Source organism: Corynebacterium pseudogenitalium, from assembly GCF_024453815.1.
In the GTDB taxonomy this organism is placed as follows: Bacteria; Actinomycetota; Actinomycetes; order Mycobacteriales; family Mycobacteriaceae; genus Corynebacterium; species Corynebacterium pseudogenitalium.
On the sequence record NZ_CP072934.1, the window covers coordinates 540,868 to 554,750 of the forward strand.

The following is a 13,883-nucleotide window of genomic DNA, read 5'->3' on the forward strand; positions in this document are numbered from 1 at the left end:
ACATCAACGAGGTTTCGCGGTAGCGGAACTACAACGAAGACGAAGGAGCCAAGATGATCGAACACAACGTGCGCACGCACCGTTCGGCAGAAGATTTCCCGATTGAAGAGCACCTCGCATACAAGATCGCCAAGGTTGCAGCAGACCCGGTAGAGGTTCCAGCTGATACGACTGAGATGATCATCAACCGCATTATCGACAATGCGTCGGTCGCCGTCGCTTCCTACGGTCGCCGCCCAGTCGCGACCGCTCGCGTGATGGCGGAGGCACATCCAGTATCCGAAGGCGGTGCGCAGATTTTTGGTGTCGACGGCTCCTACTCCGCAGAGTGGGCCGCATTCGCCAACGGTACAGCGGTCCGCGAGCTGGACTTCCACGACACCTTCCTCGCGGCGGAGTACTCCCACCCGGGCGACAACATTCCGCCGATCCTTGCAGTAGCACAGCACAAGGGCCTCGACGGTAAGGCGCTGATCCGTGGTATCGCGACCGGCTACGAGATCCAGGTCAACCTGGTCAAGGGTATTTGCCTGCACGAGTGGAAGATTGACCACGTGGCGCACCTCGGCCCATCTGTTGCGGCGGGTCTGGGCACCATGCTGAACCTGGACATTGACACCATCTACCAGGCGGTTGGCCAGGCGCTGCACACTACGACGGCGACGCGCCAGTCCCGCAAGGGCCTCATCTCTTCTTGGAAGGCGTCCGCCCCGGCATTCGCCGGCAAGATGGGCATCGAGGCCGTCGACCGCGCGATGCGCGGCGAGGGTGCACCCGCTCCGATTTGGGAGGGCGAGGACGGCTTCATCGCCTGGATGCTGCATTCCCCAGAACGCACCTACGTGGTGCCACTGCCTGCAGACGGTGAGGCAAAGCGCGCAATCCTGGATACCTACACCAAGGAGCATTCGGCTGAGTACCAGTCGCAGGCCCCAATCGACCTGGCGCGCCGCATGAAGCAGACCATCGCGGATGCCGGTAAGTCCACCGCCGATATCGAGTCCATCGTGCTGCACACCTCGCACCACACGCACTACGTCATCGGCACCGGCGCCAACGACCCTCAGAAGATGGACCCGAAGGCATCCCGCGAGACCCTCGACCACTCGATTATGTACATCTTCGCCGTAGCACTCGAGGACGGCACGTGGCACCACGTCGACTCCTACGCCCCGGAACGCGCGAACCGCCCAGAGACGGTCACGCTGTGGCACAAGATCTCCACCGTCGAGGACCCGGAGTGGACGCGCCGCTACCACTCGCAGGACCCGGCCGAGAAGGCGTTCGGCGCAAAGGCCGTCATCACCTTCAACGACGGCACCGTCATCGAGGATGAGATGGCCGTGGCGGACGCTCACCCACTGGGGGCACGCCCGTTTGCCCGTGAGCAGTACATCCAGAAGTTCCGCACGCTGGCGGAAGGGATCGTCGATAAGGAAGAGCAGGACCGTTTCCTTGAAGACGTGCAGAACCTCGAGCAGCTCACCGACTTGAGCAAGCTCAACATCAAGGTGAACGCGGACGCGCAAGCCAATGCTCCTCAGATCCCAGGAGGGATTTTCTAAGATGTTTGTTCCTGATACAACGCCAAATGAGCGCCGACTGGCGCTGCGGGCCTCACTCGAGTCCACCGAAATTACAAAACTGCCCGGCGCGTTCAATCCGCTGACGGCTCGACTCATCGAGGACATCGGTGGCTTCGAAGGTGTCTACGTCTCCGGCGCGGTACTCGCCAACGACCTAGGCCTGCCGGATATTGGGCTGACCACACTGACGGAGGTCGCGCAGCGCGGCGGGCACATCGCTCGCGCTACGAACCTTCCAGTGCTTATCGACGCCGACACCGGCTTCGGCGAACCGATGTCCGCAGCACGCACCGTGGCTGAGTTCGAGGCCGCGGGGCTTGCCTCGCTGCACCTGGAGGACCAGGTGAACCCGAAGCGCTGCGGGCACCTCGACGGCAAGGAAGTAGTGCCGCGTGACCTGATGGTGCGACGCATCAGCGCCGCAGTAAAGGAGCGCCACGACGATGCATTCGTCATCTGTGCGCGTACCGACGCGGCTGGCATCGAGGGCATCGACTCCGCAATCGAGCGGGCCAAGGCTTACGCAGATGCCGGCGCGGACCTTATCTTTACGGAGGCACTCTATACCGAGAAGGACTTCGAGACCTTCCGCAAGGCCGTCGATATCCTGCTGCTGGCGAACATGACGGAGTTCGGTAAGACCAAGCTGCTCTCCGCCGGAACCTTGCAGGACCTCGGCTATAACGCGGTGATCTGGCCGGTGACCACGTTCCGCCTCGCAATGGGGCAGACCGAGGCCATGCTCCGCGACATCGCGGAAACCGGCACGCAGGAGCCGTGGTTGGACCGCATGCAGCACAGGTCCCGCCTATACGAGCTGGTCAAGTACGAAGACTTCAACCAGTTCGACCAGTCCGTCTTCACATATTCCAAGGACACCTACTCGTCCACATTCGAGTAATCCCTATCCCGCATCCCTAACCCAATCCCTATCCTGAAAGGACTTCATCCCATGACCACTCAAGAAATCAAGAAGGGCCTCGCTGGCGTCGTTGCGGACTACACCGCAATCTCCAAGGTCAACCCTGAGACCAACTCCCTGCTGTACTACGGTTACCCGGTCCACGAGCTGGCAGAGCACTGCACCTTCGAAGAGGTTGCGTACCTGCTTTGGCACGGCGAGCTGCCAGACAAGTCGGGCGCAGAGGAGTTCCGCCTCGGATGCATGAACAACCGCGACATCGATGAGGAACTCATCCAGGTCATTAACTACCTGCCGAAGGACTGCCACCCGATGGACGTGCTGCGCACCGCAGTGTCCTTCCTGGGCACCCGCGACGAGTACAAGTTCACCCCGGATGCTGACCACATCCGCAAGATCGGTACCGAGCTGCTGGCGAAGCTGCCGACCATCGTGGCCACCGACATTCGCCGCCGCCAGGGCAAGGGCTACATCGCCCCGAGCAAGGACAAGGGCTTCTCGGAGAACTTCCTCTGGATGGTCTTCGGTGACGAAGAAGGGGCCCCGGCAACCATCCCGTCGGATATCGAGGCATTCGAGAAGACCATGATTCTCTACGCGGAGCACTCCTTCAACGCGTCCACCTTCACCGCCCGCACGGTGACCTCGACGCAGTCCGACGCCTGGTCTGCGATCACCGCGGCGATCGGCGCACTGAAGGGCCCGCTGCACGGTGGCGCGAACGAGTTCGTCATGCACCACATGAAGGAAATCGACGACCCAGCAAACGCGGAGCAGTGGTGCCTGAACAAGCTGAAGAACAAGGAGCTCGTCATGGGCTTCGGCCACCGCGTGTACAAGAAGGGCGACTCGCGCGTGCCGACCATGGAAGCCGCGTTCAAGAAGCTCGCCGCGGAGCACAAGGACCAGGGCGCCGAGAAGTGGGTGGAAATCTACGACATCATTGCGAAGACGATGTACGAGAACACGTCCATCAACATCCGCCCGAACCTGGACTTCCCGTCCGGCCCGTCCTACTACATCCTGGGCTTTGACATCGAGTTCTTCACGCCGCTGTTCGTGATGAGCCGCATCACCGGCTGGACCGCGCACATCATTGAGCAGTACGAGAACAACTCGCTGATCCGCCCACTGTCCGCGTACAACGGCCCGGAGGAGCGTCACCTGGACGGCACCTACCAGCCGCAGTAAGCCAGAACGACGGGTGGTCTGCCTTTGGGGCGGACCATCCGTTTTGTTTGTTTTTATATGAGAGGCGTTGACCGCTGACCCCAACTTGGGGGGTAATCGCTATGGGAACAGATGCAATTGTGCATTTTCCCGTGGTGTGGCGCCAACCTGCGTTAGGATTGTCAGGCCAACCAAATAACATTCAAACTGTCACGTATGTCACAGTATGGAAGGATTGCATCGATGGAGCAGCTCCCCCTGAATGACCTCCCGGCATTCAAAAAGATCTTGGTAGCAAACCGTGGCGAAATCGCGGTTCGTGCCTTCCGCGCAGCATTTGAGACTGGCGCAAAAACTGTCGCGGTGTACCCGCGCGAGGACCGAAAGTCCTACCACCGACCGTTCGCCGACGAAGCCGTACGAATTGGTGTTGAGGGCCAGCCAGTCAAGGCGTACCTGGACATCGACGAAATTATCCGTGCGGCGAAAGAGACCGGCGCCGATGCAATTTACCCGGGCTATGGGTTCCTCTCGGAGCGCGCAGACCTTGCGCGCGCTTGCCGCGACAACGGCATTAAGTTCATCGGCCCAAGCCCAGAGGCGCTTGAGCTGACTGGTGACAAGGCGGCCGCTGTGCACGCTGCTGAGCGCGCCGGGCTGCCGACGTTGAAGGACTCCGAGCCGTCAACTGACCCGGCGGAGCTCGCCGAGATTGCGAAGGAATTCACCTTCCCGGTCTTCGTCAAGGCAGTCGCCGGTGGTGGTGGGCGCGGTATGCGCTTCATCGAGAAGATCGAAGATGTCGAGCGCCTCGCGGCAGAGGCATCCCGCGAGGCGGAGGCAGCGTTTGGCGACGGCCACGTGTACCTCGAGCGAGCGGTCATCCGCCCGCAGCACATTGAGGTGCAGATCATGGCGGACTCCTACGGCAACGTGGTGCACCTGTTTGAGCGCGACTGCTCGCTGCAGCGCCGTCACCAGAAGGTCGTCGAAATCGCTCCGGCACAGCACATCACGCAGGAACAGCGTGAGCGCATCTGCCAGGACGCGGTGAACTTCTGTAAGGAGATCAACTACGAGGGCGCCGGTACCGTCGAGTTCCTCGTTGACGAGCAGGGCAACCACGTCTTCATTGAGATGAACCCGCGTGTCCAGGTGGAGCATACCGTCACCGAGGAAATCACCGGCGTGGACATCGTGAAGAACCAGATGTACATCGCTGCGGGCGCGAAGCTCGAGGACGTGCACCTGACCCAGGACCTCATCGAGATGAACGGTGCGGCGCTGCAGTGCCGCATCACCACGGAGGACCCGAACAACGGGTTCCGTCCGGACTCCGGCGTGATCACCGGCTACAGCTCCCCGGGTGGCGCGGGTGTGCGTCTCGACGGCTCCGCAAACGTCGGTACCGAGATCACCCCGAACTTCGACTCCCTGCTTGTGAAGATGACGTGCCGTGGCCGTAACTTCCAGGTTGCCGTCGACCGCGCACTGCGCGCGCTTAACGAGTTCACCGTCACCGGTGTCTCCACCAATATTGGCTTCCTGCGCGCGCTGCTGTCCGACGAGGACTTCCGCTTCAAGCGCATCAACACCGGCTTTATCAACGATCACCCGTTCTTGCTTGAGGCTCCTGCCGCGGCTGACGATGCCGGCAAGATCCTCGACTACCTGGCGAACGTGACCGTCAATAAGCCAAACGGCCCACGCCCGACCTCGATTCGTCCTTCGAAGAAACTGCCGGAGTTCGATTACGGCGACCTGCCACGTGGCTCCCGCGACGACCTGCTGGAGCTCGGCCCGACGAAGTGGGCGGAAAAGATCCGCAACCAGACGGCTCTCGGGGTGACCGAGACGACGTTCCGCGATGCGCACCAGTCGCTGCTGGCAACCCGCATCCGTACGAACACGCTGGTCGCTGCGGCGAAGCACGTCGGCCACATGACGCCACAGCTCGCCTCTGTAGAGGCGTGGGGCGGCGCCACCTACGACGTGGGCATGCGCTTCCTGCACGAGTCTCCGTGGATGCGTCTCGACGCCCTGCGTGAAGCCATCCCGAACGTGAATATCCAGATGCTGCTGCGCGGCCGCAACACCGTGGGCTACACGCCGTACCCGGACTCGGTGACGAAGGCGTTCGTGAACGAGGCGGCGTCGTCAGGCATTGATATCTTCCGCATCTTCGACGCCCTCAACGACGTTTCCCAGATGCGCCCCGCTATCGAGGCTGTTCTGGAGACCAACACCACCGTCGCCGAGGTTGCGATGGCGTACTCGGGCAACCTGCTCGACCCCGCCGAGGACATCTACACGCTGGACTACTACCTGCGTCTGGCCGAAGAGATTGTCGACGCCGGCGCGCACGTCCTGGCGATCAAGGATATGGCCGGCCTGATGCGTCCGGGCGCTGCCGCGAAACTGGTCAAGGCGCTGCGCGAGCGCTTCGACCTGCCTGTTCACGTGCACACTCACGACACGGCTGGCGGCCAGCTAGCGACCTACCTGGCGGCCGCAAATGCTGGCGCGGACATTGTGGATGTGGCGTCGGCACCGCTGGCGGGTACCACCTCGCAGCCGTCGCTGTCCGCACTCGTTGCTGCCTTCGCGAACACCGAGCGTGACACCGGCATTGACCTGCAGGCTGTCAGCGACCTCGAGCCGTACTGGGAGGCCGTGCGCCAGGTTTACGCTCCGTTTGAATCTGGTATTCCTGGCCCGACCGGTCGTGTGTACAAGCACGAAATCCCGGGCGGTCAGCTTTCCAACCTGCGTACGCAGGCGAAGGCGCTGGGCCTGGGCAACCGCTTCGAGCTCATCGAGGACTACTATGCCGCGGTGAACGAGATCCTCGGCCGCCCGACGAAGGTCACGCCGTCGTCGAAGGTTGTGGGTGACCTTGCGCTGCACCTGGTGGGTGCGGGCGTGGACCCGAAGGACTTCGCGGAGAACCCGCGCAAGTACGACATCCCTGAGTCCGTCATCGGCTTCCTGCAGGGTGAACTGGGTACGCCTCCGGGTGGCTGGCCGCTGCTGCGCGACAAGGCGCTCGAGGACCGCCAGGAAGTCGACCACACGGTGGACGTGCCGGAAGAGCTCGCTGGTGACCTTGATTCCGAGGACCACGTGACGCGCCGTGCTGCGCTGGACCAGCTGCTGTTCCCGAAGCAGTACAAGGAGTTCCTGGAACACCGCCGCACCTACGGCATCACGGACCACCTGTCGGACCGCACCTTCTTCTACGGCCTTGTTGAGGGTGAGGAGACGATGATCTGGTACGGCGAGCTCGAGGATCACCTGCCGCCGCTCGTGGTCAACCTTGACGCCGTGGGCGAGCCCGATGAGAAGGGCATGCGCCAGGTCATCCTGACGGTCAACGGCCAGATCCGTCCGATGCAGGTCAGGGACGAGAACGCCGAGTCCACAGTCGCCGAGGTGGAGAAAGCTGATCCGTCGCAGGAAGGCCACGTTGCGGCACCGTTCGCTGGTGTGGTGAACGTGACCGTCAAGCCTGGCGACGAAGTCAAGGCCGGCGACCAGGTTGCTTCTATCGAAGCGATGAAGATGGAGGCCGCGATCTCGGCGGCGAAGGACGGCACCATCGAGCGAGTCGCCTTCACGCAGGCAACCAAGGTGGAGGGCGGCGACCTGGTCGTCGTGATCTCCTAAAGGGTTTCTCGCCGCAGTTAGCCGACGTTGCAGTCAAACACCATGACATTGGCAACGTCGGCAACCGTGGTGAAGCCGAACTGCTCGTAACGGTGGCGCGCACGCTCGTTGTCTGGGTCAACCCAGAGAGCGACGCGGGGCGCGCCTTGTTGCGCTGCAAGCTCAATGACTGCGCGTAGCAGTTTCGAGCCGAGCCGGTGGCCTGCGAAGCGGCGTTCCACCGCGATGGCGAGCTCCGGCACGTCGGGGCCGAGGTTTGCGTGGCCTGCATCCGGGTCATCCCAGTAGCGCAGCCACACGCCACCGGCGGGGGTGCGGAACTCATCGCAGGCGATAATGCCGCCGTCGCGCTCCGGGTCCCAGTGGTCCACGTAGTCGGTCACCCCGAGGCGCTCCTCGTGCCCGACGGGCGCGGTTTCATCGCCGAATACGTCCGCAAGAAAGTTCAGGCGCTGCAGGTACATGCGGTCTGATTCGGTGGCTTGGCGTAGAGTAAACGACTTGTTTTGTGTCATGGTGCCACTGTAACGCGACTACTACGGATAGGCGCAGCCAGGGCCGTGCGGTACCCTGTGGCCTATGCGAGGAGGAACTGCACGCGGCATCGGGGCCGTCACTGTGGCGTTGGCCCTTGGTATCTCACACGGGGCTGCGGTCGCGGCGCCGGTGGTGCAGCAGGGGGGTCTGATTGTTGTTGGTAGCAACGTGAAATGCACCGTCGCGATGAATGACAAAAACCAGGGCGTGAGCTACACCAGCGCCCACTGTGGCAGCAACGGGGATCGTGTCACCGTCCAGGGGGCCGAAGGCCTCACCGGAACGTTTATCCCCTCGCCGTTGTACCGCGATGAGGAGGATTACACCGCGAACGACTGGGCCATGGTGGTCTGGGACGACGGCGTGGCCCTCGGCCCGAACTGGCTCAGCGGAGACACCCTTATTTCCCCAGGCACGACGCTGACCTCGAAGGATCGCGTGTGTACCTACGGCGGGGTGACGAAGGCGAAGCGCTGCGGTTCGTTCGCTGCGCGCCTCGGCAACACGGTGTTCAGTACGCTCCCAAATGGCCAGGCAGGCGACTCCGGTGCACCCGTGTGGGTCGAAGGCAAAGGAATGATCGGGCCGTACTCGGGCGTGAGCAACATCTCCTCATCGTCGGGCGTGCGCGGGCTTTCCCGCGCGGTTCACCCGGAAGACGGCCGCGACTACGGCAGCGATGACGAAATCGAGGTGCTCAAGCGCTGGTTCCATATCGACGGCCCCGTGGTGCACACCGCCAAGCGCCCAGTAGAAACGGCCGCGAAGGCAGGGGCGCAGTTGGGCAAGCGCCTGGACTCGCTGTCCTCCGAGGATGACTCCGCAGTGCGCGGTGTGTTGCCAGTCGTGCTGGCAATCGTGTTGGGCGTACTCGTCGCCGCGGCACCCGACATCGTCTCTATCGTCGAATCGTGGCGCTCAATAGCAGCGGCTAGAGGTCAATAACCATGGTGCCCGGGTGTGGGGCATCGGCAACATCCCGGAAGCCGAATTTCTCATAGACGTGGCGGGCTTTGGGGTTGTCGGCGTCGACAGATAAAGCGAGCTGTCGCGCACCCTTGTCGCGCGCGAGCTCGCAAGCCTGCTCAATCATCGTGCGTGACAGGCCCTTGCCCTGCGCGCGGGCTTCAATCGCGATGGCGAACTCGGGGATATCCGGCCCAAGGTTTGCCCACCCCACGGCGGAGGTATCCTCCCAGAACCGCAGCCAGATCGCCCCGGCCGGTACGCCGAGGGCGTCGTAGACGATGACGCCGCCGTCGCGCTCCGGATCCCAGTCGCCGATGTAGCCTGCGGCGTAGGTGGGGTAGTCACTGAACAGTTCGCTCGATTCATCACCGTGCGCCTCGGCGAGGAAGTAAATACGCTCGAGGTACGTGCGGTCGGACTCGGTGGCCCGACGGAAACTAAAGTCCATGGGCTACTTCAACTCCATGAGCGTTGCGCCCTTGGCCGCTTGAGCGCCCTGCTCGGCGGCCAGGCCCGTCACGACGCCATCCTTGTGCGCCTTGACCGGGTTTTCCATCTTCATCGCCTCGAGCACGACGAGGACGTCGCCCTCAGCGACGGTGTCGCCCTCTGCCACGTTGACCTTGATTAAAGTTCCCTGCATCGGCGCCGTCACGGCGTCGCCGGATGCGGCGGTCTTCGCGGCCGATGCGCGGCGCTTCTTCGGCTTGCGAGCAGGGCCCGCACCGGGCACGAGTGCGGAAGGCAGGGCTACCTCGATGCGGCGGCCGTCAACCTCCACGGCAAACACCTGCTTATCGACGCCTGCTTCGCCCTCCACACCTTCACCATCAGCTGCGGTGACGGCTGGCATCTCGCCATCCCAGGTCTCTTCGATCCAGCGAGTGTAGACGTCGAACGAGGTGCCGTCGCCGATAAAGGCGTCGTGCTCGACCATTGCGCGGTGGAAGGGGATCACGGTCGGGATGCCCTCGACGACGTATTCCGCAAGCGCGCGGCGGGCACGATTCAGCGCTTCCTCGCGCGTTGCGCCGTACACGATCAGCTTGGCCAGCATCGAGTCAAACTGACCGTTAATCGCCGAACCTTCGCGCACGCCGGAGTCCACGCGCACGCCGGGCCCGGCTGGCTCGCGGTAGACGTTGATCGGGCCAGGAGAAGGCATGAAGTTGATAGTTGGGTCCTCGCCGTTGATGCGGAACTCAAATGCGTGCCCGCGCGGCGTTGGGGTCTCCGTGATGCTGAGCTGCTCGCCGCGGGCGATACGGAACTGCTCGCGTACCAAGTCCAGGTCGGTGGTCAGCTCAGTGACCGGGTGCTCTACCTGGAGGCGCGTGTTGACTTCCAAGAAAGACACCAGGCCGTCAGCGCCAACCAGGTACTCTACGGTGCCTGCGCCCGAGTAGCCGGCTTCCTTACAGATCGCCTCGGCGGAGCGCTCAATGCGCTCGCGCTGCTCATCGGTGAGGAACGGTGCAGGGGCTTCCTCGATGAGCTTCTGGAAGCGGCGCTGCAGTGAGCAGTCGCGGGTACCCACGACCACGACGTTGCCGTGCTGGTCCGCGAGCACCTGCGCCTCAACGTGGCGAGCCTTATCCAGGTAGCGCTCCACGAAGCACTCGCCGCGGCCGAAAGCGGCAACGGCCTCACGGGTTGCGGACTCGAACAGCTCCGGGATTTCTTCCCGCGTATGCGCGACCTTCATACCGCGCCCGCCACCGCCGTAGGCGGCCTTAATCGCGATCGGGAGGCCGTGCTCATCTGCGAACGCAAGGACTTCCTGTTCGTCTGCGACCGGATGTTTCGTGCCGGGGGCCATCGGGGCGTCGACAGCTTCGGCGATGGCGCGGGCCGCCACCTTGTCACCCAGCGTGGCGATAGCCTCGGGGGAGGGGCCGATCCAGGTCAAACCGGCGTCGATAACTTTCTGTGCGAATTCAGCGTTTTCCGCGAGGAAACCGTAGCCGGGGTGAACGGCGTCCGCGCCCGAATCCGCCGCCACTTTGAGCAGCTTCGCCATGTCCAGATAGGTCTCTGCGGCGGTTTCCCCGCCGAGGGCGAACGCTTCATCGGCAAGGGAAACATATGGTGCGGCCGCGTCGCTGTCTGCGTACACCGCAACGGACGCGATGCCTTCATCCTGGGCAGCACGAATGATGCGCACCGCGATCTCGCCGCGGTTTGCAACCAACACCTTGGTCACTTGCTGATTGTGAATAGGCACAAAAAATCCCGTCTTTCTCAAAGAGTCTGAGCTTTGCCGAAATATATCGGATTTTGCCACCCTATGTTACTACTTGCCGGTAGGTCCCAGCGATTCTCATAGCGAGGAGTGCATGAAACGCGTCGCGGGGGCGCGCTTAATCATACGTGCCCAGCAGGTAGCTGATGGAGGAGTCCCAGCTTTCGTGGAACTTCTCGACGTCCCCCGAGGCCGCTGCGATGCCTCCGTCGGTGGCGCGAAGCTCAGCAGAGTAGTGGTTGACGAAGCCTTCGGCGGTGTAATTGCCGCGCTCCGACCATTCGAAGACAGCAGCGCCATCCCCGAGCGGCTCGATGTTGTCGATGCGACCGAAAGCCTTCATCTCTTTGATCGGTTTGCCGTCGACGTAGAACGCTACTCCGTCGGTAATGGAGGCGCCGGTGCCAGCTGGGCGGTCCTTGTCCCCGAGTGAGCCGCGGAAGATGATCCAGCTCAGACGCTGACACGGGTCGTAGTGATTGTCGATGTCCTCGATCCAGTAGTTGAAGTCGCTGCCATCATCAGCGGGCATGCGCCCGGGCGTCGAGTTGGAGGGGTATGCCTCGCGTGGATCATTGGGTAGCTGGACACACGCATCCGCATTATTCTGCTGCGCTGGCTGCTTGGCAGGCGATGAGGCGGTGTCAGGGGTGTCTGAGGACGAGGGCTCTTCCACCACGGTGGTCTGTGTAATGGTGATGACGGGTGGTGTGTCTGTTTCGGAGCTGCACGCGGTGAAGGTCAGTGGTGCCAATACCGCGAGAGTGGCAGCTGATGCGCGGTTGAAAAGCATGCGTGTCATGGTTTCGTCCTGGGGTTAGATGAGAGGGGTGTGGTGACGCTGCCTGGGTCGGCGTCGGAAAGCATTTGGCGACAGACTATCAGTTTGTGCTTGTCGACGAGCCAGCGCTTACTGCGTGCCAGGGGGTTCGTGCTTGGCGCCGGAACACACAGGGCACTCGTCCAAGTGCCTGCTTGCCGACGCCACGTGGCACCCCAGCGTTACACTACGAGGCATGCTACGGATGGACGACTTTGCCTCAGTGATCTATTCGGCGGGCAAGGTTTTCGACAACCTCCGTACCAGACGGCTTGCGACTGAGGAGTTCTTGGCAAATGGCAGCACTGCCGGAATCGCCTCGCGGGCTGACTTGCAGCTGCTCCAAGACCTGCAGGACGCTGCACGAATTGCGCTGCGTGCGAAACACGACCGGCAGCCGGTGACCGCCGAGCTTGTGTGCGCACTCAACGCCGCGATCCTATGCGTAGCCGCGGGGTGCAGACACGGGGAAAGTGATTCCTGGCAGCCAACCTGGCAATGGGTTGGAGAGCAGGAGAGACTCAGAATTAGTCTCCGTAGTTCGCGAGGTAACGGATCTTCGGTGTGATCTCCACACGGCCTTTGCCCTCGCGGTGGCGCTTCATGATGAGCTTGGCCGCGGCGATCTGGCCCGCGTTCGGAGGAACGTTGGTCTTTGGGACGTAAAACTCTTGATTAGGGGTACGGCGCTTTTCCATTTATGTCACCTGCTCTCGGAGTCCCAACTCCTGGTTATTTGCTTGATTAATGAATCGACGAGGTCATTCTCATTATTTCCTAGGAAGGGCGCGTCATCAAGCGCATCGATGGCAGCGACACCGATGGCGACGACTTCTGGCTCTTTTGATACGCAAAGGTCCGTCGCCCAACGCAAATTTGAGCCCCACAAACGGGATGGGCTGGGAAGTGGTCCGCCCTGTCCTCGCAAAGCTTGACGTGACCGGTCGTATCACTCTCGCTCAGCCACGACGGCGACTACGCCACCGCCACCTGCCTGATATGTGCTTAGAAGTCCGGTGCGACTGGCCGCCAACCTGTTCTGGCTTAGCGTTCGCCGCGCTCCACTGGCACGCGCACCATGTTTCCCCACTCCGCCCACGAGCCGTCGTAGAGCGAAACCTGCTCGAAGCCGAGCACGTGCTTCAGCACGAACCAGGTGTGGGCCGCGCTTTCGCCGAGCTGGCAATAGACCACAGTCGGTGTAGCAGGGTCGAAGTCTTTATAGACGTGCGCAATGTCGTCCCTGCCCTTGAGGCGCGCGTTCGGGAACACGGAGTTGCCCCACGGCACGTTCACTGCGCCGGGGATGTGCCCGTGGCGCAGAGTATCGACGCCACCATCCTTTGCGGCCGCCTCTGCTCCTGCGTAATGCTCGGGCGAGCGGGCGTCGATAAGCTGGGCGGGGGTTTCCTGCAGCAGCTCAGATGCGAAGGTGCGAAGCGGGGCGTCCTGGCGCTCGACTACCGGGTACTCAGTGCGTGGGTACTCCGGCACCGCGAAGGAGGTATCGCGCTCTTCACCCATCCAGGCGTCGCGGCCGCCGTCGAGGATGCGCACATCCGGGTGACCGAACAGCTCGAAGACCCACGCCGTGTAGGCGGCCCACCAGTTGGAGCGGTCGCCGTAGATCACCACGGTATCGTCGCGGGAGATGCCGCGCGCGCTCATGAGTTCTGCGAAGGCCTCGCCGTCGATAAAGTCGCGCTGCACAGGATCATTGAGGTCGTTGTGCCAATCGATCCGGACGGCGCCTGGGATGTGCCCAATGTCGTAGAGGAAGGCGTCCTCGTCGCTTTCGACCACCCGCAGACCCGGCATGCCCAAGCGTGCAGAAAGCCACGCGGCTGACACGAATCGTTCCGGATGTGCGTAGTTCGCAAACTGCGAGTGATCGTCGAGTTCGATGCCCACGGTGAGTTAACCTCCAATAGCAATGGCCAATAACACAGAGCGAAGTTATTTACTGCCCCT

11 protein-coding genes are annotated in these 13,883 nt (G+C 62.5%); 5 read left to right on the plus strand and 6 right to left on the minus strand.

All coding sequences use genetic code 11. From position 1 onward, the window contains the following. Positions 1-53 precede the first annotated feature (53 nt). The 4 genes from prpD to KBP54_RS02560 all read left to right on the plus strand — a co-directional run bounded on the left by prpD (position 54) and on the right by KBP54_RS02560 (position 7,344). The gene (gene prpD, locus KBP54_RS02545) at positions 54-1,565 is read left to right on the plus strand and encodes a 2-methylcitrate dehydratase PrpD (protein WP_070362992.1); all 1,512 of its coding nucleotides are present in this window, start codon (positions 54-56) and stop codon (positions 1,563-1,565) included. 1 nt (position 1,566) lies between these two features. Next, positions 1,567-2,487 (plus strand): methylisocitrate lyase, encoded by a 921-nt coding sequence (gene prpB, locus KBP54_RS02550; RefSeq protein ID WP_070362991.1) that lies wholly within the window; start codon positions 1,567-1,569, stop codon positions 2,485-2,487. A 51-nt stretch (positions 2,488-2,538) separates the two neighbouring features. Further along, positions 2,539-3,699 (plus strand): bifunctional 2-methylcitrate synthase/citrate synthase, encoded by a 1,161-nt coding sequence (locus KBP54_RS02555; RefSeq protein ID WP_256006201.1) that lies wholly within the window; start codon positions 2,539-2,541, stop codon positions 3,697-3,699. Positions 3,700-3,894: 195 nt separating this feature from the next. Beyond that, positions 3,895-7,344: a pyruvate carboxylase gene (locus tag KBP54_RS02560; protein ID WP_256006202.1), complete on the plus strand. Its 3,450-nt coding sequence runs from the start codon at positions 3,895-3,897 to the stop codon at positions 7,342-7,344. A gap of 17 nt (positions 7,345-7,361) precedes the next feature. Here the strand turns inward: KBP54_RS02560 and KBP54_RS02565 are convergent, their stop codons facing one another. After that, positions 7,362-7,859 carry a GNAT family N-acetyltransferase gene (locus KBP54_RS02565; protein WP_070362988.1) on the minus strand — a complete coding sequence of 166 codons (498 nt, stop codon included), beginning with the start codon at positions 7,857-7,859 and terminating at the stop codon, positions 7,362-7,364. A 64-nt stretch (positions 7,860-7,923) separates the two neighbouring features. Here KBP54_RS02565 and KBP54_RS02570 point away from each other — a divergent pair, with 64 nt between their 5' ends. Then, positions 7,924-8,826, plus strand: a complete 903-nt coding sequence (locus KBP54_RS02570; RefSeq protein WP_256006204.1) for a chymotrypsin family serine protease — start codon at positions 7,924-7,926, stop codon at positions 8,824-8,826. On the opposite strand, the gene KBP54_RS02575 is transcribed toward KBP54_RS02570, so the two are convergent. The 5 genes from KBP54_RS02575 to KBP54_RS02595 form a co-directional block, all read right to left on the minus strand. Beyond that, positions 8,813-9,298, minus strand: a complete 486-nt coding sequence (locus tag KBP54_RS02575; protein WP_070975883.1) for a GNAT family N-acetyltransferase — start codon at positions 9,296-9,298, stop codon at positions 8,813-8,815. The genes KBP54_RS02570 and KBP54_RS02575 overlap by 14 nt on opposite strands. A gap of 3 nt (positions 9,299-9,301) precedes the next feature. Then, positions 9,302-11,074 (minus strand): acetyl/propionyl/methylcrotonyl-CoA carboxylase subunit alpha, encoded by a 1,773-nt coding sequence (locus KBP54_RS02580; RefSeq protein WP_070975884.1) that lies wholly within the window; start codon positions 11,072-11,074, stop codon positions 9,302-9,304. Positions 11,075-11,210: 136 nt separating this feature from the next. Continuing rightward, positions 11,211-11,894, minus strand: coding sequence for a hypothetical protein (locus tag KBP54_RS02585; RefSeq protein WP_070362984.1), 684 nt, complete (start codon positions 11,892-11,894; stop codon positions 11,211-11,213). Between the two features lie 545 nt (positions 11,895-12,439). Beyond that, positions 12,440-12,610 carry a hypothetical protein gene (locus tag KBP54_RS02590; protein ID WP_168156198.1) on the minus strand — a complete coding sequence of 57 codons (171 nt, stop codon included), beginning with the start codon at positions 12,608-12,610 and terminating at the stop codon, positions 12,440-12,442. Between the two features lie 346 nt (positions 12,611-12,956). After that, a complete protein-coding gene (locus tag KBP54_RS02595) occupies positions 12,957-13,823 on the minus strand; it encodes a sulfurtransferase (protein WP_070362983.1) in 867 nt (288 codons plus the stop codon). Positions 13,824-13,883: the final 60 nt, after the last annotated feature.